The organism is Dokdonella sp., assembly GCF_041395345.1.
Lineage (GTDB): Bacteria > Pseudomonadota > Gammaproteobacteria > Xanthomonadales > Rhodanobacteraceae > Dokdonella.
In genome coordinates this window covers 243,176-264,550 of record NZ_JAWLAR010000001.1, presented here as the reverse complement: position 1 = coordinate 264,550, position 21,375 = coordinate 243,176, and the positions used below count along the sequence as shown (strand labels likewise).

Genomic DNA, 21,375 nt, shown 5'->3' with positions numbered 1-21,375 from the left:
CATGCTGCTCGCCCCCTTCACACTGACCGAACCCGCAACACGACGCGTTGCCAGCGAAGCACCCCGCCGCGATGCGATCCCGTCGTGGTTGCTGGCCTGGACCATTCTCGGCGGGATCGCCCTGCTCTGCATTCCGGCCTTGCGGGGAGGCCCCGCCACCGGATTGACCCTGCCTTTCTTTCTGGTCGCGGCGCCGCTTTTGAACATCCTGTGGCTGACCAGGAAGCGCTGGCTCGCCCATCCAGGGCCAAAACCCCGCCGTAGATGAGTTCCGCCATTGATGCCGGGAGTGCAACCGACTTGTGTAAAAGCCGCATTCGTTCGTGATGCTTCTGGTCGGAATGCAGGAAAGCATCGCGGCTGACGCCCCTCCTACGGTTTCCCGGCACCACGATTGCCATCGATTCCCCCCACGAGCGCCGTTCGGCGTAGGAGGGCATTCATGCGCGATGCTTCTGGTCGTGGGGCGAACAAGCGTTGCGGCAAGAGCCTGTCCCGAGTCAGTGTCGAAGTTCCCTTACGAGTAGAAAGAGCATCACGGCTGAAGCCGGTTCCTGCGAAGAGCGGCGAAACCGTACCCAGCATTCCTGCCGGGACTGCAGTTGAGTGCCGTTGATGGGGAGGAATCGGGCGCCGACTAGGCGCGCGTCCCCAGACGCTTGCGCTCCATGCGCCTGAGAAATTCACCCATGATGCGCAGATACAACGCCGAACCCAGATGGGCATCTTCGACGCCGGCATCGATGGAGGGGTTGTCGTTGACCTCGATCATGGCCAGACGCTCGCCATCCTTCTTGATGTCCACGCCATACAGTCCGTCGCCAATCGTCGCGGTGGCCTTCAGGGCCAGCTTGATCACGTCCGCCGGCGCCTCCTCGATGGGCAAGGTCTCGAAGCCACCGGATTTTGCCGTGCCCTTGGCGCCATGGTTGTATATCTGCCAGTGACCGCGCGACATGAAGTACTTGCAGGCATACAACGGCTCGCGGTTGAGCACACCGATGCGCCAGTCGAATTCAGTGAACATGAATTCCTGGGCCAGGATCAGGGCGGAGTGCTGGAACAGGGCATCGGCGGATTCCTTCAGGTGTGCCGCGCTTTCAACCTTGACGATGCCGCGTGAGAAGGATCCATCCGGTATCTTCAGTACCAGCGGGAATCCCAGGCGATGGCCGCTTTCCTCAAGCTTTTTCGGATCGTCGCGATACAGGATCTCGGTACGCGGGATCGGCAGCTTGCGCGACAGCATCAGGTCGTGCAGATAGATCTTGTTGGTGCACTTGAGGATAGAGTCGGGACTGTCGATGACCACCATGTCCTCTTTCTCGGCACGGTTGGCGAAGCGATAGGTGTGGTTGTCGATCACCGTCGTTTCGCGAATGAACAATCCGTCGTACTCGGCCAGGCGCTGGAAGTCATTGCGTCCGATCGGGTCCACTTCGATGCCGAGCTCGCTGCCTGCCTCGATGAACTGCTTCAGCGCCTTCTTGTTCGATGGTGGCATCACCTCTTCGGGGTTGACCAGCATGGCCAGATCGAAGCGGAACTTCCTGCGTGCCCGCGGCTTGCGCCAGAGCTTCTTCGAGAAGCGATCCAGGATTTGGGCGAAGGCGTCTTCCTGTTCGTCCGACAACGAATGCAGTCCGGTCGGCTTGACTGCACTGATCTGCCAGACGCGGTCGCGCTCGAACTCGATGCGCAGGATCGGACTCGGAAATGCCTCGAACACCTGGCGCGCCAGATCCTCGAGGGCCGGGTGCGAGGTTTCGCCGAAGTACACAAGAATGCCGAAATCGGTCGTGTCGCGACCTCCGGCCGGCAGGAACTTGCCGAGTCGGCTGCTGAGGTCCTCGATGTCCAGTCCGTACAGCGAGCGTCGGCGCAGATCGTTGATCGTGCGCACCGAGGGAATCACCTTGTGCCCGCGAGCCTCGGCCAGCAACGAGACGTAGTAGCCCGTACCCAGGTACTTGTAGCTGCGACACAGGTTGATGACCTGGGTACGCTCGTCATCGTCGTTGAGCGACTGCTTGAGGTAGTCCTGGGCAGAAATGACGTTGTCGGACGGGTAGTAGGAACCCCAGTCCGAGGTTTTCTCCACAACGATGACAAGGCGGCTCATGCAGGCTTGACCATTCAGGGGTTCGATTGCCGGGCCCGGGCCCGTGACGGGCCCGCCCAGACGGCTCGCACAAGTCTGACATAGGCGTTGTCGGGCGTGCAGGCGGGCTCAATGCCGGGTGCAGTCTTCTACAGGTGCCGTTCATCCCGTTGCGGTTTCCGGCTGCAGGCAAGGTGGCGGAAACGGATGCGTTGGGAGCCCGCATCGATCAGACTGCGCGAATACGGGATCGCGAGGACGACTCCCGATTCCGGCAAAGGCAAGGCGAATTGCCCCGACCCTGCAAAACCATCAGCCCGAACCCTGCGCATGACGAGCACCCATCCCGACAAAGACACTGTACGCATACGCCGGGCTGTCAGGGGCGACCTGGCCGAATTGATCGCGCTGGAGAATCGCGTGTTCAGCGGTGATCGCCTCAGTGCGCGGCAGTGGAACCGGCATCTGGCCAGTGACACGGCGCGCGTTCTTGTCGCGCGCAGCCACGGCATGCTGCTTGGCGCCAGTGTCGTTTTCTTCCGCAGCAATTCGAGCATTGCGCGCCTCTATTCGCTGGCCACCGTGCCCGAGGCGCGCGGTCGCGGAATCGGTGAGCGCCTGGTCGCTGCCAGCGAACAGTTGGCCCGGCGCCGGCACTGTCGCAGCATCAGGCTGGAGGTGCGGCGGGACAACTCGTCCGCGCAACGGTTGTATGAGCGTCGTGGCTACCTGCGGATCGGTGAACGCCCCAGGTACTACGAAGATGGCGAAACGGCGTTGCGCTACGGAAAGGTGCTGAGCCGAACTCAACGCTGATCATGGCAAGTCAATGGATGCCCGGTCTGCCATGATCGCGTCGGCTGTCTGATCAGCGTACCCGTTCGGCAAATTCAAAGCCGCTGCGGGCGAGGCCGTGTTCGATCCAGCCGCTGCGTTGGTGGCGGCGCACCTGGACGACGCCGTTCTCGGTGCCCACGACTTCCACCCGCATCGGCTTCTTGCCTTTCGCGTGGACCACGAATCGCTGTCCGACTTCGGCACCGAGTTTGCTGTAGTCGACGATCGTGTCGTCCGTCGCGACCGCTTCTTCGGCTTGGGCAAACAGTGCTTCGGCTTCGGCCAGGGTTTCCGCGTGAAACGTTGCCATCGAAACCGGTGTCGCTTCGGGTTCGCGCTTGTCGCTGTCGGGATCTGCCTGCTCGGCCAGTGCAGCGCGACGGGCGGCAAGGCGCGCCTGCTCGGCTTGCAAGGCGGCAAAGGCGGTCATCTCCTCGAACTCCTCGCCGAACGGGCGCTCGGCAATCGCGCGCATGCCCAGTTTCGTGCTGTAGCCATCCACCAGCAGCTCGCCCCGGGTACGGGCCAGCCATCGACCCCAGTCATCGTCTTCGTAGACGGCCGCATCGATAGTGGGACTGTAGTTGACGACCAGATCGAGTGATCCGCCCTTTTCTGCGTAGCGCCGGTAGGCCGCCGTGGTTTCTGCGTTCGCCTCCATGCCGAAGGCAGCCAGCACGCGGGGCACGGTCGCCATGTGCCGATCGAGAAACTGCGCCGGGCTGATTTCGTCCTTCCTGGCACACCAGGCGTTGCGTGCCACGACAAAGCCTTCGTCCCTGACATGCCACTCGCCGGAGACCAGTTCATTCTGATCGGTCTCGATCAGGCTGAACAACGGGAAGTCGTCGTACATGATCTGTTCTTCGCGGTAATCGACTCGCCCGACACCGGGCGTGTGGATGGACTGTTCCTTGATCAGTCGGCTGTTGCTGCGATTCCAGCTCATCGTCAGACGCGTGGGTTCGGCTGCCAGTCCCATGTCGGTCAACTCATCGCTCAGCCAGATCTCGTCATCCATGCAACCCATCGCTTCGAAGGGCGCCGCGCTGGCATTGCCGAAGAGCAGCAGCTCGTCGCTGATGGGCCAGCTCAGGTTGCTGTGACCGCCGCTGAATTCGAGGCGGATCTCCTTGATGGCCTCGAGCCGGTTGCGAAATTTCTTGCGCAAGCCGCTGCTGTAGAACTGGAACATCGGGACATCGACGGAAAGACTGTCGAAGTGATAGGCGTCCTGCTCGTCTCCCTCATACGGCATCAGGGTGACATCACTGACCCAGGCACCTCCGAAAGGATTCGGCCAGCAACTGCGATAGGTGACTTCCCAGCCGGGAAAGGCCAGCAGCAGCGAGCGCCCGGTAACGAAGTTGGTGTGGATCATCGTGTAGCTGACAACCACGACGATGGTTGCGACGGCGCCGAGAATGCGCCAGAGGGATGCGCGGGGCTTGTCCGCCTTGTCCGGCTTTGAGGCCATGGATTCCGTTCCTTGCTTGGTGTGCAGACCTCGCGGCCCATCGGGCCGATGCGTAGCCGAATTCTAGCCCAGCATGGCGTGCCTACCAATTCGCCTCACGCAACTTCTGCGCGGTCAATTCGTTGGCCGGACGCGCCACCAGACCGCCAGCTGGCGCCAGGCTGACCTGATATTCGCCTCCATCGACCAGGGGCAGATACGCTGCGCTGCCAAAGTCCGCATCCAGCCAGGGGATCCATTGCGGATACATGCGCTTGACGTCGAAAAGGTCGATCATGCCGGCTTCGGCCATCGGTACAACCGTACGCTGCCGCTCGTTTTCGTGCGCGACATCGACGTAGCGACCGCTGATGCGATCGATCCTGTACAGGGTCGGCGCACCCAGCATGACGGCACGCGGCTCCCACTTGATCACGCGCGCGTCCAGTTGCCACTGATCGCCTCTGAGCTCCAGACCGCGATGGCTGCCATCCGGGAAATCGACACGCACGGCAAATCGTTGGGGCTCGATCTGGCGCGCCTGGATCGTGGCGAGCGTGGTTTCTTCGGTCAGCCGCCGATAGCCGTTCAGGGCGGTCGCCGCAAATGCCCCGAGCAGGGCCAGCAAGATGAACACCAGCACCCAGAGACTGCGATGGCAGGCAGAGAAGCGGTGTCTTTCGCGCCATCTGCGGCGCGCGCCGAAGCCGTTGATCAGCGCGAACAGGGCGCAAAACCCGGCAAAAATATAAAGCGCGATGAGAATGGGTGTCAGCGGCATGCACCGAGCATACCTGCTTGGCGCGTTGTCGTGCTCGCCTGTCCTTATCCGGGTCAGGGTTTTTTCATGAACCGGGTAGCGGTGCCAGCGCTATACTTCAGGCGATACTCCCCCTTGCTGCGAGCCTCACCATGTACCGCATCCCTCGACTGTTGCCGATCCTCCTGCTCGCCGCCCTGCTGGGTGCATGCGGCGCCAAGGGAGATCTGGTCAAGCCCGCCGCAGCGGATCCGGCCGAGAATACGCCGGCCTCCGAGTAGGCCTGTTGCCCGACATGGCCCTCGAATTCAGCAAGATGCACGGGATCGGCAACGACTTCGTCATCATAGATTGTCGAAACGCGCCGTTGACACTCGATACCGACGCCATCCGGCGCCTCGGTGATCGTCATTTCGGTGTCGGCTTCGATCAGTTGCTGACTATCGAACCCGCCACTGAAGAGAGCTGTGCCTACGCCTATGGCATCTGGAACGCCGATGGGTCGCGCTCCGGGCAATGTGGCAACGGCGTTCGCTGCGTGGCTGCGTGGCTGGCGCGCGAAGGCGTGCTCGGCAGTGGACTGGTCAGCCTGATGAGTCCGTCGGGACCGGTGCGCGTGGAGCGCCTCGCGGACGCCCGTGTGCGTGTGGACATGGGCGAACCCCGGTTTGAACCTGCGGCATTGCCCTTGGACGCGCCCCGCGAACGCGATCGCTACTCCATCGATGTGCTGGGGCGCTCGATCGAGATCGGTGCCGTCTCGATGGGCAATCCGCATGCCGTGCTCGAAGTCCCGGATATCGCTGCGGCGCCGGTGCGGGTGCTTGGCCCGCAAATTGAACATGCCAGTGCCTTCCCGCGCGGCTGCAATGTCGGTTTTGCCCGCATCCTGTCTGAATCCGAGATTGAACTGCGCGTGTGGGAGCGCGGCGTCGGCGAAACACTGGCCTGTGGAAGCGGGGCATGTGCTGCTGTCGCGGTCCTGCGCCAGCGCGACCAGATCGGCGACGAAGTGGTGGTCCGGCTGCCTGGCGGCGTTCTCGAAATACAATGGCAGGGGCGCGGACATTCCCTGTGGATGACCGGCCCGGCAACATTCGCATTTGAAGGAGTTTGGCATGAGTGAGTTGAGCGTGAAGGACGGCCTGACGGCCATGGAAGTCGCCAGCTACCTGCGACGGAATTCGGATTTCCTCAAGGAGTTCCCCGACATCGCCCTGTTGCTGCGCTTGCCACGCGAACAGGGGCCTGCCGCTTCGCTGGCGAGCTATCAACTCGAGGTGCTGCGCGACAAGAACAGCGAACTCTCGCGGCGCCTGCATGACCTGATCGAAATTGCTCACGAAAACGAATCGTTGATGGTGCGCGTACACACGCTGACCCTGGCCCTGATGCGCGCTGACAGCCTGGCCGAAACGGTAAAGGGCGTTGTCGCCAGCCTGACCGAAGATTTCCATACCGACCTCGTGCGTGTCCTGCTGTTCAAGAGCGAGCCGGAGTTGCCGGCCACCGACTGGCTGCTGGTCGAGGCCGACGGACCTTCCTCGATGCCGGCCTTTGCGGATTTCCTCAGGCGTGGTGAGCCGCTTTGCGGTCGCCTGCAGCAGGACAAGCTCGACACCCTGTTTGGCGCACGTGCCGGAGAAGTCCAGTCGGCGGTACTGCTCTCGATCGGCGATGTCGGCATGCTTGCCATCGGCAGTCAGGATGCCAACCGCTTCCACCCGGGAATGGGTACGGTGTTCCTGCGCCTGATTGCCGAGGCCATGGCGGCGGCCGTGGGTCGCTACGCCCACAGCGAATGAGATGAGCGCGCCACTGAACAGCGCAGTGGATCGCTTTCTGGGCTATCTGCGCGTAGAGCGGCGCTACTCTCCGTCGACCCTGGCCAATTACGCCCGCGCGCTGCGCAGGCTTTCGGCCCATGCGGAGCGTCTCGGACTGCAGCGCTGGAGCGACCTGCGCAGCGCCCAGCTGCAGACCCTGCTTGCGGAACTGCATCGCGGCGGCCTTGCGCCGGCCAGCCTTGGCCTGTTCCTGTCCTCCTGTCGCAGCTTCTTCCGCTACCTGGCCCGCGATGGCGAGGTCAAGGTGAATCCGGCCGTCGGCGTGCGCTCACCGAAGATTCTGCGCAAGTTGCCTAAGGTTCTCGACGCCGACGAGATGGGCGCCCTGCTCGAATTCCCGACCGACGACGCAGAAGCCGTGCACGATCGCGCCATGCTCGAACTGCTCTATTCAAGCGGATTGCGTGTCGCCGAGATCGTCAGCCTGTGCTGGCGCGATCTGGATACGGCCGAGGGCATGCTCAGGGTGACCGGCAAGGGATCAAAGACACGCATCGTTCCGGTCGGTCGCCAGGCCATGCAGGCGCTGGAGGCCCTTCGTACCCAGGAGGGAGGCGGCGATGATGATCACATCCTGCGGGGTCGCAACGGTCGCCCGCTGAGCACCAATGGTGTGCGCACACGGCTCAAGCGACGCGCCCGCGATCAGGGTGTGTGGAAACGCGTCTATCCCCACCTGCTCAGGCATTCCTGCGCCAGCCATCTGCTCGAGTCCTCGGGTGACCTGCGTGCCGTGCAGGAACTGCTCGGCCACGCCGATATCGGCACCACACAGATATACACCCACCTGGATTTCCAGCACCTGGCCAGGGTCTACGACTCCGCCCATCCGCGTGCCAAGAGGCGCAAGGACTAGGGAGCACCCGAGCCCTCCGCGCCGGATCAGGGCCGGGGCAGACTCGGTGGCAGTTGGCACCCACGCGACACGGGTCATGCTCGCGTGGGCGGGAATCGCTTGAAGGGCGCCGGATGGCTGACCCTGCAGTGACTTCGCCGGCGGTGCGAAGCCTGAAAGCGGAACCGGATCCCTGCCAGCGCAGGGACAACGAACGCGGGAGTCAACGCCAGATCGGCTTCATTCCGACGCCAGCCCGTCGCAGGACGATTCCTGCCTCTCGCTCGTCGAGAGCCTGTCAAAGCATGTCCTTGAAGTTTCAGCCGACAGGATACCTTCAGATAGACGCGCCATCCGGCCTTCATGCGTTCGCGCCCGGCCATTCGCTGTGCGCCGATGCCGGGTCTGTTTACCGCGGATGAACGCATTCTGACACGCAGGTGAATGGGAAAAGTGCATTTTGCCCTGGGTTCATTCTTGTTTCGGCAGCATGGGATCACCGCGAAGGAGCTTCGCCGGTTTCATGCATCGAAAGGAGAATTTCAGAATGAGTACCGCTTCCAAATTCATGTCCGCCACTACTTTGATCGGCGACGCGATTCACAATGCACAAGGCGAATCGCTGGGCGATCTGAAGGAAATCATGCTCAACACCACGACGGGCGAGATCGCGTATGCGGTCGTGTCCTACGGTGGAATCCTCGGCCTTGGCGACAAGCTGTTTGCAGTGCCGTGGAAGTCCTTCAGCATCGACTATGCAAATCACAAGCTTGTCCTCAATGTCAGCAAGGAACGCTTGAAGGACGCCCCTGGATTCGACAAGGACAACTGGCCGAACTTTGCCGATCCCGCGTTTGCCACCAACCTGGGCGCCTACTACAACCGCTGATTCCGTTTGTCAGGCATGCAAACGAAGGCCGGCGCAAGCCGGCCTTTTCTTGTGCAGCCCTCTCCAGAGAATGCCGTTGGAGCGTCGATTGGCGGTCTGGCAACCCGATTTGCTGCCGTATCCCTTGGAATACACCAGGCGGCCCCCAGATCAACCGATTCTGCAGGCCTGTGGATATTTCGATGGAATCCTTTCACGCCACAACCATTGTCTCGGTGCGCCGCAACGGCAGGGTCGTCATCGGCGGCGACGGCCAGGTCACGCTCGGCAACACCATCATGAAAGCCAATGCGCGCAAGCTGCGCCGGCTCGGCAAGGGCAACGTGCTGGCGGGTTTTGCCGGTGCCACTGCGGATGCGTTCACCCTGTTCGAGTTGTTCGAGGCAAAACTCGAACGTTTCAGCGGCAATCTGACCCGTGCCGCCGTCGAGCTGGCCAAGGACTGGCGCACCGATCGACGTCTCGGTCGACTCGAAGCCATGCTCGCGGTCGCGGACAAGGATGCCTCGTTGCTGATTTCCGGCAATGGCGATGTCGTAGAACCCGAAGCGGGCCTGATTGCGATCGGCTCCGGCGGACCCTTCGCTCAGGCCGCAGCCAAGGCCCTGATCGAAAACACCGATCTCGACGCACGGGCCATCGTCGAGCAGGCCCTCAAGATCGCCGGTGACATCTGCATTTACACGAACGGCAATGTAACGGTGGAAGAGCTGGGAATAGAGAGTGGGGAATAGGGAATAGGTAAAGAGCAGCAACCAGACTCTCCAACTTCAGCCCCTTGCCCGCAGCATTCTGCTTTTACGATTCCCGATTCCCGATTCCCCTTTCCCTACTCCCTATTCCCGGCTTCCACCCCATGCAAGAAATGACTCCCCGCGAAATTGTCCACGAGCTTGATCGTTTCATCATTGGCCAGAACGCGGCCAAGCGCGCGGTCTCGATCGCGCTGCGCAATCGCTGGCGGCGCATGCAGCTGGAGCCGGAGTTGCGCAACGAGGTGACGCCAAAGAACATCCTGATGATCGGTCCGACCGGTGTCGGCAAGACCGAGATCGCGCGGCGCCTCGCGGCATTGGCCAACGCGCCGTTCATCAAGGTCGAGGCGACCAAGTTCACCGAGGTCGGCTATGTCGGCAAGGATGTCGAGCAGATCATCCGCGATCTGGCCGACGCTTCGGTCAAGATGGCGCGGGAGCAGGCCAAGGCGCGCGTGCGCACGCAGGCGGAAGACCGCGCCGAAGACCGCATCCTTGATGCCTTGTTGCCGCGTCGGCAGTCGGTCGGTTTCGCCAATGAACCCCAGGCAAAGGATGATCGCGCAGCCGACACGCGCCAGAAGCTGCTCAAGCAGTACCGCGAGGGCGCGCTCGATGATCGCGAGATCGAGATCGAAATTGCTCTCAACGTCGGCGTCGAAATCATGGCGCCACCGGGCATGGAGGAGATGACCAACCAGTTGCACGGCATGTTTCAGTCGCTGGCCGGTTCAAAAACGCAGAAGCGCAAGCTCAGCGTGGCTCAGGCACGACCGCTGCTGATCGAGGAAGAGGCCGGCAAGCTGGTCAATGACGAGGAAATCAAGCAGCACGCGATCGACAATTGCGAACAGAACGGCATCGTCTTCATCGACGAGATCGACAAGGTGGCCCAGCGTGGCGAGTTCAGCGGCGCCGGTGTCAGCCGCGAGGGCGTACAACGCGACTTGCTGCCCCTGGTCGAAGGCTCCTCGGTGTCGACCAAGCACGGCATCGTCAGGACCGACCACATCCTGTTCATTGCCTCGGGCGCATTCTCGCTGGCCAAGCCCTCTGACCTGATTCCCGAATTGCAGGGTCGGTTTCCGATCCGCGTCGAGTTGGGCGCCCTGACCGCGGATGATTTCCGCCGCATCCTGAGTGAGCCCCAGCACGCGTTGACCAAGCAGTACACGGCTCTGCTTGGGACGGAAGGGGTCAAGCTCGAGTTCACCGAGGAGGGCATCAAGCGACTCGCCGAAGTGGCCTTCCAGGTCAACGAGCGCACCGAGAATATTGGTGCGCGCCGGCTGCACACCGTGCTTGAACGGCTGCTCGACGAGATCTCGTTCACCGCCTCCGATCAGGAAGGCGGATCCTTCACGATCGATGCAGCCTACGTGGAGGATCATCTCGGCGAGCTGGTCAGGGACGAGGACCTGTCGCGGTACATCCTTTGACTGCAGGGAAAGGGGAAGCGGGAATGGTTGGAGCAAACGCGAGCAGCTCCATTGGACTGCTTCTCCCATTCCCGACTCCCGATTCCCTGTTCCCGGCTGCAAACTTGCAGCCACAAGCCATTCATCCGACCATAGCGCCATGAGTACTGTTGTCCCGTTCAGATCCACCGGTGTCCGCGTCATCCTGCGCGAGGCGCTGGAAGCCCGAATTCCGATGCGCTTCGCCCGTGAAAAGGTCCAGCCAGGCTGGATTCACGGCTATGTCGTGGGCCTTTCGCGCGATTTCTGCCTGATCGCGGAAGTCGGCGATGCCATGCGTTTCGACGGCTATGTCGTGCTGACCATCGCCGACCTGAGCCAGATCGAGGAAGACCCCTCGCGCGAATTCGTGGAGAAGGCACTGGCCATTCGCGACGAGGCCTTGACCATCCCGAAGGATTTCCCGCTCGACAACTGGGCCGTGATCGCCGAGGCAGCCATGCGTTTCGCACCGCTGCTTTCGGTCAACGTACTTGAAGACGATGACGGCGAGGTCAGCTACATCGGCCAGCTGGTCAACGTGGAGTCCGACGCCCTGGTGGTGAGGGAGGTGGATCCGAATGCGCACTGGCATGCGGATGCCGGCGACTACGGATTCGACGAGATCTGCTCGATCGGCTTCGGTACCGGTTATCTGGAAGCGCTGTGGCTGGTCGCCGGCCCCCCCTCCGGGCCGATGAACCCCCGCGTGCCCTTGTCCGATTCGGTGCATTGAATGCTGGGAGTCGGGAATAGGGAATAGGGAACGGGTCAAGCCAAAGTGGCGGCTCCCTTCCGACTGTACTCCAGACTTCCCAGTTCCTCATTCCCGTTTCCCCAATGAACCCCACTCCAACCCTGATCACCCTGCACCGTGCTTCGCACGATCTTGAGGTGGGATTCGATGATGGCGAGGTGTTCCGGTTGCCGGCCGAATACCTGCGCGTGAATTCGCCCAGCGCGGAAGTGCAGGGGCACGGGCCCGGTCAGAAGGTGCTGGTGGCCGGCAAGATCGACGTCAACATCGACGAAATCGTTCCGGTTGGAAACTACGCCGTGCTGCTCAAGTTCAGCGACGGACACCAGACCGGCATCTTTGCCTGGGATACCTTGTACACATTGGGTCGCGATCGGGAAAGGAACTGGGCCGAATACCTCGCTGCACTCGAAGCCGCCGGCAAGAGTCGGGCTGGATAGCCGGGTCGGGATACGGGACTGGGCAGCGGCTGGCCACTGCGCTGTTGCCCGGGCACTTGCGAATCCCTGCACTTGTCAGCGGCTCATCCTGACGCCGCTGTCCAGGCTGCTACCATCCGCCGCCGCCGCCGCCGCCGCCACCACCTCCGGACGAGCCACCGCCGCCGCCACCGGAGGATGAGCCCGGAGCGGTCGACGACGAGCTGATCGCGCTGCTGAGCGAAGATCCAAGCGAGCTGCCGAAGCTGCCGGCATCAAAGCCGCGCGATGCATCGCTCGCCGCATACCAGGCCATGCTGCCCGCCGCCGCTGCCATTGCCGCAGGACCGATGGCGGCGGCGAGATGATCGCCCCAGGTCTTTTCCACATCCAGCGCCATGGCATACGGCAGCAGGCGCTGGTATTCCTCGACACTCATCGGCGGTGCCTTGGCCCGAACCAGATCGTCGCGCTCGGCGACGCCCAAATACAGGCGCAGGCCCTCGATGCGGTCGAGCAGCTTGCGGCCGGCTGGAGTCGGTGCACGCATCAAGTAGCCGAAGGGCACCTGTACGCCGGCAATCAGGGCCACCAGCAATGCAAACAGCAGGCTGGTGAAATGGGCAAGAAACCAGACCGCGCCCGCAGTCAACGCCAGCGCGAAAAGCAGGCCAACAATACTCAGGACACCCGTGGCTCGACCGTCGATACGGGCAGCGATCCGACTGTAGATCACGCTGGCGAGTATCGAGGCCAGGATGAAGGTAGCCACCGCTCCGACTATCGCCTGTGGGGTGGGCCCCAGATTGTCGATCAGGAACGCGGCCACGATGGTGGCAATGCTGATCAGCCCGCCGAGGCAACCGATGCCGTCATTGCGGCGAAAGTTCGGCTTGGCCTCGGTGCTGTCGAGCAATTTCTCGTGGGCCCTGCGTACCGGTCCGATGATGTCGTGGTTTTCCTGCTTGAATTCGATCGAGCTGCGATCGCCGAGCAAGCCTTCATAGAGTAGCCTGGTCGATTCCGGCATGGCCGATCCGGAGCCACCTGCGTGGCTGCGTTCGACGACGAACTTGGAATGGGTCTCCTTGCTGATCCTGACCGCACCGAGTACGCCAAGCTGGACGATGTCGGCGGCAAAGCAACGGTTGTCATAGCCCATCCTGCGGATGTATCGCATGGCCCCCGGCGAAAGACCCGCCGGCGGATCGTATTCCGGAATGATGGCGCCACCTTCCGGATCACGGCCCACGCGCCACCATTGCAATCCAAGAAATCCGCACAGCAGGAGCAGGCCCAGCGCAAGCACCGCTTCACGGCGATTGTCGGCAGCAAACCAGCGCAGGCTTTGCTTGAAATCAGGAACGGTGACCACCCCTTTCGGAAAGCCGACCACGAGCGTCAAGCCGTTTTGCGGAGCCAGCGGCTGTGTTGTCGCGATTTGCGCGCGCCCCTGGGCATCGACGCTGGCCACATAATTCTGCGCTTTCGAACCCTGCGGCCCGGTATAGCCCTCGACGGTGATGCGGTCCGCACTCACGGCCTCGGGCAGGCTCACGCTGGCACTGGCTTTCTCGATGATGAAATCCCAGCCGTTGCCGGTCACGTTCCAGTAGAGCTCGTCATGCTTGTCGAAAAACCCGAGCTGACGCGCTGTCCGATAGCGGAACGCGTAGGTGAATTCGCCATTGCCCAGGTAGACGTTGGCATCACCGAAGTAGACGCGGACGCCATTCGACAGCGACTCGACGTGCCAGGCTTCCGGCTTGCCGTCGCGGGTGACCCCGAGTGGCTCGAACAGGACATGTACGCGGTTGCCGTTGGCATCCCTGTAGTGGGTCGGGAAATCGCGATAGATGCCGCGCCGAATACGATTGCCTTCGGCGCGCACGCGAATCGTTTCGGTGACGCCCATCGTTGCATCCCGGGCGATCTCGATATCGCTGTGGAATTCGAGGATGCGTTCGTCTGCGTAGGCGTCCAGACAGCAGAGCAGGAACAGCAGAATCAAGAGCGTTCGAATCATGACGGACTCCCGGCGGGGCTATCGGTTCAATGATCTCCATACGTTCAATGGCGGCCTCAGGGGCCTCCACCACGAGGGATGATGATGCCTGGACAGCGCCGCGTCATCCCGATTGTGGCCTCGCCCTTCCATGTCAGGGCCGGGCTCGCTGAGGACCGGGCAGCACAATGCTGGCCTCAGCCTGCTCAGTGCGGCTTTTGGGCAGGTGGCGTTTCCACCACTTTCCCGGGTTCGAGTTGCCGGTCAAGCCAGTTCGCGATCAGGGTGAAGACATGCGTTTTCATCGCATTCGACGAGAGGCTGTGCTTGCCGCCCGGGTAAGTCATCAGGTCGAACTGGATGCCACGTGTCTGCAATGCCGACATGAGCTGGGTGGAGTTCGAGAACAGCACGTTGTCGTCAGCCATGCCATGAATCAGCAGCAGCGGCGAGCTGAATCCGTCCAGCCAGGCGAAAGGCGCACTGCGGATGTAACCGGCGGCGTTGTCCTCCGGCGTCGACAGGTAGCGCTCGGTGTAATGGGTGTCATACAGGGTCCAGTCGGTGACCGGCGCGACAGCCACGCCAGCCGCGACATCCTCCGAAGCCTTGGCCAGCATCATGGTGGTCATGTAGCCGCCATAGCTCCAGCCAAACGTGCCGATGCGATCACCATCAACCCAGGGCTGTTGCTTCAGCCAGTGGATGCCGGCCAACTGGTCGAGTACTTCGGCGTTTCCGAGCTGGCGATGAATGACATCGGAGAACTTGCGTCCGCGGCGTGAAGTTCCGCGATTGTCCAGCGTGAAAACCACGTAGCCGCTTTGCGCCATGTACTGCAGGAAATGGGTGGTCTGATCCGCCCATGCGCGCGTCACTTTCTGTGCGCCGGGTCCGCCGTAGAAATAGTCGAGTACCGGATAGCGTCGGCTGGGATCAAACCCGGCCGGCTTGAACAGGCGGTAGTGGAGGATCTGGCCATCGTCGGCGGTCAGGGTTCCGAATTCCGGCTTGATGAAGTTCTCGACGTAGGCTGCGTAGGGATGCCCGGCATCCAGCGGGTTCTGTTCGATCCAGGCGATGAATTCGCCATCCGGCTTGCGCACGCTCGTCCGCGGTGGTGTTTCCGGATCACTGAATGTGTCCAGATAGAAGGTCGCATCCGTCGAGAATTTCGCCGCATGCGTGCCGTTGCGCTTGCTGATGCGCTGCGGATCATCCGCCTGGCTGCCATCCAGCTTGAGCGCATAGATCTGTGCATCGGGGGCAAAGCCTCGGTTCGACATCACGTAGACCCGTTCCAGTTTCTCGTCAACGCCCAGCACTTCGTCGATGTTCCAGTCGCCCGAACTGATGGCGTTGATCAGATTGCCATCCAGTCCATACAGATACAGATGCTTGTATCCGCTGCGTTCGCTGGCCCAGATGAAGCGCTCGCCATCGGCGAGAAAGCGCAGATCGTCATTGAGATTGATCCAGGTATCGCTGGTCTCTTCGAGCACGGTGCGTTGCTCGAGGCTGGCCGCGTCGACCAGATTCAGTTCGAGACGCTGCTGGTCGCGCGACTCGATCTGGAAACTGAGCCCGCTTGCATCTGGAAGCCACTTGACCCTGACCAGATAGATGTCGGGGTCCACGCCAAGATCGATCCAGCGCGTCACGCCGCCGCTCGGTGCAACGAGCCCGAGCTTGACCTCGACATTGGGTGTACCGGTCGCCGGATAGCGCTGTTCGACAGTCTCGGTGCGATCGGCATAGACCTCGGTGCGCTTGACGACTTCGACGCCGGATTCGTCATAACGCTCGAAGGCGACCAGCGAGTCGTCCGGTGCCCACCAGTAGCCGTCGCTGCGATCCATTTCCTCCTGGGCGACAAACTCGGCCTCGCCGTTGTGGACGGGACCACCGCCGTCGTTGGTCAGTGCCCTGGCTTCGTTGCTGGCAAGGTCGATGACCCACAGGTTCTGCTCGCGCACGAAGGATACATAGCCGCCTTTTGGCGATACCTTGGGATCGATGAAATCTCCACCCGTCGGCAGTTCACGAACTGCCGTCTCCGCTTTGGCGTCCAGTGTGTAAAGATAAAGTTTTCCTCCCAGCGGGAACAGGAGAGCCTTGCCATTGGGTGCCCAGGAATAGCTGACGATGCCACTCAGGCTGCCCGTGCGGGCACGCTCACGGCGGGCCTTTTCGGCGTCGCTAAGCTCTTTCCCGCTGTCCAGCGCATCTGCGTCAACGAGCAGACGGGTAGCGTTGTCCTTGAGGTTGTACTCCCAGAGATCCAGACGGTTCTGGTCGTCCTGCTTTGCGCGCAGAAAAGTCACGCGCTGTCCATCGGGTGAAATCTTCAGCTCACGCGGCACCGAGCCGTCCAGCGATCCGCCGGAATAGATTCTTTCGATCGTCAGTGACTCGGCGGCGCAGGCAACAGGCAACAGCATCATGGCAAACAACAGGGCGCGCATTCTCGATCTCCCGATAAGCCGCTCATTATCCGCAAGCCAGTAGATGATTGATACCTTGCAGCGGAGAACACATGGTCCGTTCAGATGGATGTTGTGCCATTTGCCTGCGCGCAGAGGCGCCATCGACCGTGCATGCGTCTTGCATGGCTGTCGTTGTCATTCACGGCGCGCTGCGTACTTCCAGTTTCTTCTCTTGCCTTCGGCAAGCCACTCGACTGCCTGTGCAGCGCGACGCTTGCGAGTCGCCTCCTGCTTCGCCTCGGCAATCCAGTCGCGATATTCGCGCTGTTCGCCTGGGGGAAAAGAGTCGTAAGTCGAGCGCGCCTTCCTGCTTGTGCTCAGCGCGAGCGCCAGCTCGCGGGGCATGGGTGACGGTGATGCGCTCTTCTTTGAGGTTCGCCTCGGCGCGACGGTTCCATCTTCGTTGAGCCTTGCCGCCTGGCGCAAAAGCGAGGCCAAAGTCGTCGGCGATGGAAGGTCGGCAGTGGAAAGGAGACGGCCAAACTGGCCCATCGCTTCCCGGTCCTTGCCAGGGGGAATTCCAGCAAGCAGCGCGGCTCTGTGAAAACCGAATGCGGCGTGTCGCTTGAATGCGGCCATGAAGCAAACCACCCCACCTGCGTGGACAAAGTGGGGAAATCCCCACTTGATAGTTTCCTCGACTTGCGGGCAGGCACCATGGATCTGCTTGCGCAAATTCTCCAGGATCGGTCTGGCGAAATCAGCGGATCCTGCAATATAGGCATCGACGCGGGGGTCGGCTTTCGGCATGGTTGCACTCCGTAATCGCGACAGGACCCGGTTGGAACGACCCCAGCGCGGGTTCACTTGCCGATGCAGAAATCCGCGAAAATGCGACCGAGCAAGTCTTCGTTGCTGAATTCTCCGGTGATTCCATCGAGCTCGTGCTGCAGTTGGCGCAGCCCCTCGGCAGCCAGTTCTCCGGCTCGCTGATGTTGCAGGGAACTCGCTGCGGCTTCCAGATGTTCGCTGGCGCGCTCCAGTGCAGAGACATGGCGCGCTCGCGCGCTGAACGCACCATCCCCGCCCTCGCCCTGGCCGGCAGCGCTTTTCAGCGCGTCGACTAGCAGGTCAAGCCCGGGCCCGTCCCGGGCCGAAAGCCAGACATGAGGAATGCCGTCGATTGTTTCACGCCGCGGTGTTGCGCCGGCCAGATCGATCTTGTTGTGCACGATCAGTCGTGCAACCGCCTTGGGCAAGCGGGCAATCAGTTCCAGATCGACGTCGACCTGTCGGTCGTCGGTGACAAGGATCGCAAGGTCGGCCTTGTCCAGCTCGGCGCGCGCGCGTCGGATGCCTTCGATCTCGACGACATCGCTGGATTCGCGCAACCCGGCGGTATCGACCAGGGTCACACCGATGCCGTCCAGGTCGATGCTTTCGCGCAGCACATCGCGTGTCGTGCCGGCGATTTCGGTAACGATGGCGCGCTCGCTGGCCGCCAGCGCGTTGAGCAGACTCGACTTGCCGGCGTTGGGTCGACCGATGATCACCGCATGCAAGCCATCCGCAAGCCGTACGCCGCGTCGCGTTGCCGACAGCAGGCGGTCGAGGCGGGATCGCAACTCGGCGAAATTCTCGAGCAGGCGTGGCGTGGCCAGAAAATCGATCTCCTCCTCCGGAAAATCGATCGCTGCCTCGATCCACATGCGCAGTCGCACAACGGCTTCGGTGAATTCGTTGACGCGCCTGGAAAACTCGCCTTCGAGACTGCGTGTTGCGGCGCGGGCGGCCGCCTCGGAGCTGCTCGCGATCAGGTCGGCGATCGCTTCGGCCTGGGCCAGATCGAGTTTCCCGTTCAGGAATGCGCGTTCGGAAAATTCCCCTGGGCCGGCAGGACGCGCGCCGAGTTCGATCATGCGAGCGAGCAGGGTTCGCAACATCACCGGGCTGCCGTGCATCTGCAGCTCGAGCACGTCCTCGCCGGTATAGGAATGGGGTGCAGCGAAATACAGCAGCAGGCCACGATCGAGCACGCCGCCTGCTGCGTCACGGATGGCACAGGGATGCGCGTGGCGCGGTTTTGGCGCGCGCCCGAGCAGGTGAACGGCAATTTCCAGACAGCTGCGACCGGACAGGCGAATAACGCCGATACCGCCAGCGCCGGTTGCGCTGGCAATGGCGGCAATCGTCTGGCCCTGGCTGGTCATGCTTGCGCCTTGCGCATCCTTGTTGATTCGCTATGAAAGCTACTTGGTCGTGGCCGGAACCGAGCCCTTTGGTCCTGCTTCGATACGCCGCGTAATGATCCACTGCTGCAGCAATCCAAGCGCGCCATTGACCGTCCAGTACAGGACCAGGCCAGCCGGGAAGAATGCGAACAGCACGGAGAAGATGACTGGCATGAACTTCATCATCTTGGCCTGCATCGGATCCATGCCGGTCATCGGTGTCAGCCACTGGGTGGCCAGCATCGTTGCCGCATTGAGCACGGGCAGCACATAGTAGGGATCCGGCGCCGTCAGGTTGTGGATCCAGAGGATGAACGGCGCCTGGCGCAGCTCGACGCTTTCGAGCAGCACCCAGTACAGGCCGAGGAAAACCGGAATCTGGACCAGCATGGGCAGACAGCCCCCAAGCGGGTTGATTTTTTCTTTCTTGTAAAGCTCCAGCATTGCCTGATTCATCTTGGCGCGGTCATCGCCGTAGCGTTCCTTCAGCGCGGCCACGCGCGGTTGCATCTTGCGCATCTTCGCCATGGATCGGTATTGCGCCTCGGACAGCTTGAAGAACACCGCCTTGATCAGGATGACGAGCAGGATGATTGCGAAGCCCCAGTTGCCGGTCAGCTTGTGGAACTGGGCAAGCAGCCAGTGCAGCGGTTCGGAAATGACGGTGAAGATGCCGTAATCGGCGGTCTTGGCCAGGCCCGGTGCGAGGTCGTCCAGCGTGCTCTGCAATTTTGGACCGACGTACAGGCGGGCGCTGAAGGTCTGCTGTGCTCCCGGTGCGATTTCGATCGCCGGAGACGCGCTGCGGACCAGGTAGCGAACCTGGCCTGTACTGCCCACTTCCTTGCTGCTGAACTGGTCGGCTTCATCCGCGGGTGGAATCCATGCGGCGAAGAAATAGTGCTGAAGCAGGGCGATCCAGCCACCGGTGACGGTGCGATTGAGCGGATCGGACTTGAAGTCTTCGAACTTCAGTTTCTGGAATTTCTCTTCCGGGCTGTACCAGGCCGCGCCCATGAAGCTGTAGCGCGAGGTATTCGTGTATCCCTTGATGCCGGAGCTGTCGAGGACCAGCGGCACGCGTTGCAGCTGCCGGTAGGCATTGCCGGTCCATTTCGTGGTGCTCTGGTTGTCGACTTGCTGGCGCTGCTCGATGACATAGCTGCCACGCTGGAAGACAAAGATCTTGCTGACCTGGACACCGGACGGGTCCGACCAGGTCAGCGGCACTTCGAGCCGATCCTGACCGTCGGCAAGCACGTAGTCGTGGCTGGCCGTCTGGAACGGTGCCTGGTGGTTCGGAGCAGGGCTGTCGGTGCTGACCAGGCCACTCTGGGCAACGAAGTAGCGCGACGGATCGGTATCGAACAGGCGCACGCGCTGGGCTTCGTTCGGTTGTTCGGGGTACGCCAGCAGATCCGCGCTGACGACATTGCCACCGCGGGGATCGATCTGGATGCGCAACAGGTCCGTGGTGACCGTGACCGGCTCCATCTGCGTGCCTGCCGGCGCAAGTTCGCCCGGCACCTCGGCCTTGATGGGGGCCGGCACGCTGCCAGCCTGCGGAATATCGGCATCGCTGGCGACTGGAATGGCAGGGTCCTGACTGGCCGCCTTCGGCGCGGCTTCTTCGACCGCCTCGACCCGCTGCGGGTTGTAGTCGATCTGCCACTGCGAATAGATCAGGTAGCTCAGGGCAAACAGGGCGACCAGCAGGAAAGTGCGGGGATTATTCATGGCGGCATCGGGTTCTTGGACGAGCTCGCCAGACTTCGGCGAATGGAAAGGAATGGGGCGGCCGAACCCGACTCGACGAATACGTGGCGAGTCGGCTCGGCAAGCGCAATCAGCCGCGCATTGTGCCGGTGCTGGCTGCAGCCTTCAATGTCAGCAGTTTTTTCCAGAGCAACGAAAGGTCATCGCGCAGCTCTGCACTCGGCGTTTGCACGGCGCTGGATCGGGCAATCAGCAGGATGTCCACGCTGGGCAGCTGCGCGCGCACGTGGCGGTAGCTTTCACGGACCAGGCGCTTGATGCGGTTGCGGTCAACCGCACGCCTGGAGACACGCCGGGACACGGCCTGGCCCATACGGCAGGTCGGCAGGTCATTCGGGGAGAACTCGGCGAGGAAATGGCGGACGCTGATGCGTCTGGATTTTCCTTTCAGCGCGGCAAAGTCACCGGGCTTGAGCAGTCGCGCGGTGCGCGGGAGGCTGTACAGCCCCATGGCACCGCCAGGCAGATTGTCAGACAGCGAGACGCTTGCGGCCCTTGGCACGACGTGCATTGATCACGGCGCGACCGCCACGAGTCTTCATGCGAGCGCGAAATCCATGGGTGCGAGCGCGCTTGAGGTTGCTCGGCTGGTAGGTTCTTTTGGTGGCCATGATGTGGCGCCAGGCTTGGAGAAAAGGGCGCGAATGATAGGGGCGCGCGGGCTGTTGCGTCAAGCGTTGCAGCCAGGCCGGCCCGTGCCGGAATCGGCGGGGTTCGGCGCTCGGGCGCCGCGCCACCGACGATTCGCGCCCATTCGGTCGAGGCCGGAGTCGAGTACGCGGCGCCTGGCACGGCCGCACGATCAGACCACATGGAAGCGTGCA

Annotated in this window: 21 protein-coding genes; 11 read left to right on the top strand and 10 right to left on the bottom strand. The window is 62.1% G+C overall.

Features of this window, described 5'->3' with window-relative positions:
- The first annotated feature begins 1 nt into the window (after window position 1).
- Window positions 2-268: a hypothetical protein gene (locus tag R3F00_RS01275; RefSeq protein WP_371279886.1), complete on the top strand. Its 267-nt coding sequence runs from the start codon at window positions 2-4 to the stop codon at window positions 266-268.
- Between the two features lie 369 nt (window positions 269-637).
- Here the strand turns inward: R3F00_RS01275 and R3F00_RS01270 are convergent, their stop codons facing one another.
- A complete protein-coding gene (locus tag R3F00_RS01270) occupies window positions 638-2,122 on the bottom strand; it encodes a RimK family protein (protein WP_371279885.1) in 1,485 nt (494 codons plus the stop codon).
- A gap of 309 nt (window positions 2,123-2,431) precedes the next feature.
- Between R3F00_RS01270 and R3F00_RS01265 the strand changes: the two genes are divergently transcribed.
- Window positions 2,432-2,917, top strand: coding sequence for a GNAT family N-acetyltransferase (locus tag R3F00_RS01265; RefSeq protein ID WP_371279884.1), 486 nt, complete (start codon window positions 2,432-2,434; stop codon window positions 2,915-2,917).
- A 52-nt stretch (window positions 2,918-2,969) separates the two neighbouring features.
- Here the strand turns inward: R3F00_RS01265 and R3F00_RS01260 are convergent, their stop codons facing one another.
- Both R3F00_RS01260 and R3F00_RS01255 read right to left on the bottom strand, forming a co-directional pair.
- A complete protein-coding gene (locus R3F00_RS01260) occupies window positions 2,970-4,415 on the bottom strand; it encodes a hypothetical protein (protein WP_371279883.1) in 1,446 nt (481 codons plus the stop codon).
- An 82-nt stretch (window positions 4,416-4,497) separates the two neighbouring features.
- A complete protein-coding gene (locus R3F00_RS01255) occupies window positions 4,498-5,175 on the bottom strand; it encodes a hypothetical protein (RefSeq protein ID WP_371279882.1) in 678 nt (225 codons plus the stop codon).
- 131 nt (window positions 5,176-5,306) lie between these two features.
- Between R3F00_RS01255 and R3F00_RS01250 the strand changes: the two genes are divergently transcribed.
- The 9 genes from R3F00_RS01250 to R3F00_RS01210 all read left to right on the top strand — a co-directional run bounded on the left by R3F00_RS01250 (window position 5,307) and on the right by R3F00_RS01210 (window position 12,134).
- On the top strand, window positions 5,307-5,435 hold the full coding sequence (locus R3F00_RS01250) for a hypothetical protein (protein WP_371279881.1): 129 nt from the start codon (window positions 5,307-5,309) through the stop codon (window positions 5,433-5,435).
- Window positions 5,436-5,449: 14 nt separating this feature from the next.
- Window positions 5,450-6,280, top strand: coding sequence for a diaminopimelate epimerase (gene dapF / locus R3F00_RS01245; RefSeq protein ID WP_371279880.1), 831 nt, complete (start codon window positions 5,450-5,452; stop codon window positions 6,278-6,280).
- Window positions 6,273-6,959, top strand: coding sequence for a DUF484 family protein (locus R3F00_RS01240; protein WP_371279879.1), 687 nt, complete (start codon window positions 6,273-6,275; stop codon window positions 6,957-6,959). Before dapF ends, R3F00_RS01240 begins: the two co-directional genes overlap by 8 nt.
- 1 nt (window position 6,960) lies before the next feature.
- Window positions 6,961-7,857 (top strand): tyrosine recombinase XerC, encoded by an 897-nt coding sequence (locus R3F00_RS01235; RefSeq protein ID WP_371279878.1) that lies wholly within the window; start codon window positions 6,961-6,963, stop codon window positions 7,855-7,857.
- 526 nt (window positions 7,858-8,383) lie between these two features.
- Window positions 8,384-8,725 (top strand): PRC-barrel domain-containing protein, encoded by a 342-nt coding sequence (locus tag R3F00_RS01230; RefSeq protein WP_371279877.1) that lies wholly within the window; start codon window positions 8,384-8,386, stop codon window positions 8,723-8,725.
- 182 nt (window positions 8,726-8,907) lie between these two features.
- Window positions 8,908-9,459: an ATP-dependent protease subunit HslV gene (hslV, locus tag R3F00_RS01225; RefSeq protein ID WP_371279876.1), complete on the top strand. Its 552-nt coding sequence runs from the start codon at window positions 8,908-8,910 to the stop codon at window positions 9,457-9,459.
- Between the two features lie 122 nt (window positions 9,460-9,581).
- Window positions 9,582-10,919: an ATP-dependent protease ATPase subunit HslU gene (hslU, locus tag R3F00_RS01220; protein ID WP_371279875.1), complete on the top strand. Its 1,338-nt coding sequence runs from the start codon at window positions 9,582-9,584 to the stop codon at window positions 10,917-10,919.
- A gap of 139 nt (window positions 10,920-11,058) precedes the next feature.
- Window positions 11,059-11,673: a hypothetical protein gene (locus R3F00_RS01215; RefSeq protein WP_371279874.1), complete on the top strand. Its 615-nt coding sequence runs from the start codon at window positions 11,059-11,061 to the stop codon at window positions 11,671-11,673.
- 104 nt (window positions 11,674-11,777) lie between these two features.
- Complete coding sequence (locus R3F00_RS01210) at window positions 11,778-12,134, top strand: gamma-butyrobetaine hydroxylase-like domain-containing protein (protein ID WP_371279873.1); 357 nt, start codon at window positions 11,778-11,780, stop codon at window positions 12,132-12,134.
- A 109-nt stretch (window positions 12,135-12,243) separates the two neighbouring features.
- On the opposite strand, the gene R3F00_RS01205 is transcribed toward R3F00_RS01210, so the two are convergent.
- The 7 genes from R3F00_RS01205 to rpmH all read right to left on the bottom strand — a co-directional run bounded on the left by R3F00_RS01205 (window position 12,244) and on the right by rpmH (window position 21,162).
- The gene (locus R3F00_RS01205) at window positions 12,244-14,139 is read right to left on the bottom strand and encodes a DUF2207 domain-containing protein (protein ID WP_371279872.1); all 1,896 of its coding nucleotides are present in this window, start codon (window positions 14,137-14,139) and stop codon (window positions 12,244-12,246) included.
- Between the two features lie 185 nt (window positions 14,140-14,324).
- On the bottom strand, window positions 14,325-16,583 hold the full coding sequence (locus R3F00_RS01200) for an alpha/beta fold hydrolase (protein ID WP_371279871.1): 2,259 nt from the start codon (window positions 16,581-16,583) through the stop codon (window positions 14,325-14,327).
- A gap of 156 nt (window positions 16,584-16,739) precedes the next feature.
- The gene (locus tag R3F00_RS01195) at window positions 16,740-17,354 is read right to left on the bottom strand and encodes a YdeI family protein (protein WP_371279870.1); all 615 of its coding nucleotides are present in this window, start codon (window positions 17,352-17,354) and stop codon (window positions 16,740-16,742) included.
- A 53-nt stretch (window positions 17,355-17,407) separates the two neighbouring features.
- Window positions 17,408-18,754 carry a tRNA uridine-5-carboxymethylaminomethyl(34) synthesis GTPase MnmE gene (mnmE, locus tag R3F00_RS01190; RefSeq protein WP_371279869.1) on the bottom strand — a complete coding sequence of 449 codons (1,347 nt, stop codon included), beginning with the start codon at window positions 18,752-18,754 and terminating at the stop codon, window positions 17,408-17,410.
- A gap of 39 nt (window positions 18,755-18,793) precedes the next feature.
- Window positions 18,794-20,512 carry a membrane protein insertase YidC gene (gene yidC, locus R3F00_RS01185; RefSeq protein ID WP_371279868.1) on the bottom strand — a complete coding sequence of 573 codons (1,719 nt, stop codon included), beginning with the start codon at window positions 20,510-20,512 and terminating at the stop codon, window positions 18,794-18,796.
- A 109-nt stretch (window positions 20,513-20,621) separates the two neighbouring features.
- Complete coding sequence (gene rnpA, locus R3F00_RS01180) at window positions 20,622-21,053, bottom strand: ribonuclease P protein component (protein ID WP_371279867.1); 432 nt, start codon at window positions 21,051-21,053, stop codon at window positions 20,622-20,624.
- Window positions 21,022-21,162 carry a 50S ribosomal protein L34 gene (rpmH, locus tag R3F00_RS01175; RefSeq protein ID WP_092408490.1) on the bottom strand — a complete coding sequence of 47 codons (141 nt, stop codon included), beginning with the start codon at window positions 21,160-21,162 and terminating at the stop codon, window positions 21,022-21,024. Before rpmH ends, rnpA begins: the two co-directional genes overlap by 32 nt.
- Window positions 21,163-21,375 lie beyond the last annotated feature (213 nt).

Bases quoted from the DNA above. Each gene is read 5' to 3' on its own strand.
- R3F00_RS01260 (WP_371279883.1), bottom strand. From the start codon at position 4,415: ATGGCCTCAAAGCCGGACAAGGCGGACAAGCCCCGCGCATCCCTCTGG.
- R3F00_RS01265 (WP_371279884.1), top strand. From the start codon at position 2,432: ATGACGAGCACCCATCCCGACAAAGACACTGTACGCATACGCCGGGCT.
- hslV (WP_371279876.1), top strand. From the start codon at position 8,908: ATGGAATCCTTTCACGCCACAACCATTGTCTCGGTGCGCCGCAACGGC.
- R3F00_RS01240 (WP_371279879.1), top strand. From the start codon at position 6,273: ATGAGTGAGTTGAGCGTGAAGGACGGCCTGACGGCCATGGAAGTCGCC.
- dapF (WP_371279880.1), top strand. From the start codon at position 5,450: ATGGCCCTCGAATTCAGCAAGATGCACGGGATCGGCAACGACTTCGTC.
- R3F00_RS01205 (WP_371279872.1), bottom strand. From the start codon at position 14,139: ATGATTCGAACGCTCTTGATTCTGCTGTTCCTGCTCTGCTGTCTGGAC.
- rpmH (WP_092408490.1), bottom strand. From the start codon at position 21,162: ATGGCCACCAAAAGAACCTACCAGCCGAGCAACCTCAAGCGCGCTCGC.
- R3F00_RS01200 (WP_371279871.1), bottom strand. From the start codon at position 16,583: ATGCGCGCCCTGTTGTTTGCCATGATGCTGTTGCCTGTTGCCTGCGCC.
- hslU (WP_371279875.1), top strand. From the start codon at position 9,582: ATGCAAGAAATGACTCCCCGCGAAATTGTCCACGAGCTTGATCGTTTC.
- R3F00_RS01195 (WP_371279870.1), bottom strand. From the start codon at position 17,354: ATGCCGAAAGCCGACCCCCGCGTCGATGCCTATATTGCAGGATCCGCT.
- R3F00_RS01230 (WP_371279877.1), top strand. From the start codon at position 8,384: ATGAGTACCGCTTCCAAATTCATGTCCGCCACTACTTTGATCGGCGAC.
- R3F00_RS01270 (WP_371279885.1), bottom strand. From the start codon at position 2,122: ATGAGCCGCCTTGTCATCGTTGTGGAGAAAACCTCGGACTGGGGTTCC.
- R3F00_RS01235 (WP_371279878.1), top strand. From the start codon at position 6,961: ATGAGCGCGCCACTGAACAGCGCAGTGGATCGCTTTCTGGGCTATCTG.
- R3F00_RS01275 (WP_371279886.1), top strand. From the start codon at position 2: ATGCTGCTCGCCCCCTTCACACTGACCGAACCCGCAACACGACGCGTT.
- yidC (WP_371279868.1), bottom strand. From the start codon at position 20,512: ATGAATAATCCCCGCACTTTCCTGCTGGTCGCCCTGTTTGCCCTGAGC.
- mnmE (WP_371279869.1), bottom strand. From the start codon at position 18,754: ATGACCAGCCAGGGCCAGACGATTGCCGCCATTGCCAGCGCAACCGGC.
- R3F00_RS01250 (WP_371279881.1), top strand. From the start codon at position 5,307: ATGTACCGCATCCCTCGACTGTTGCCGATCCTCCTGCTCGCCGCCCTG.
- R3F00_RS01215 (WP_371279874.1), top strand. From the start codon at position 11,059: ATGAGTACTGTTGTCCCGTTCAGATCCACCGGTGTCCGCGTCATCCTG.
- R3F00_RS01210 (WP_371279873.1), top strand. From the start codon at position 11,778: ATGAACCCCACTCCAACCCTGATCACCCTGCACCGTGCTTCGCACGAT.
- R3F00_RS01255 (WP_371279882.1), bottom strand. From the start codon at position 5,175: ATGCCGCTGACACCCATTCTCATCGCGCTTTATATTTTTGCCGGGTTT.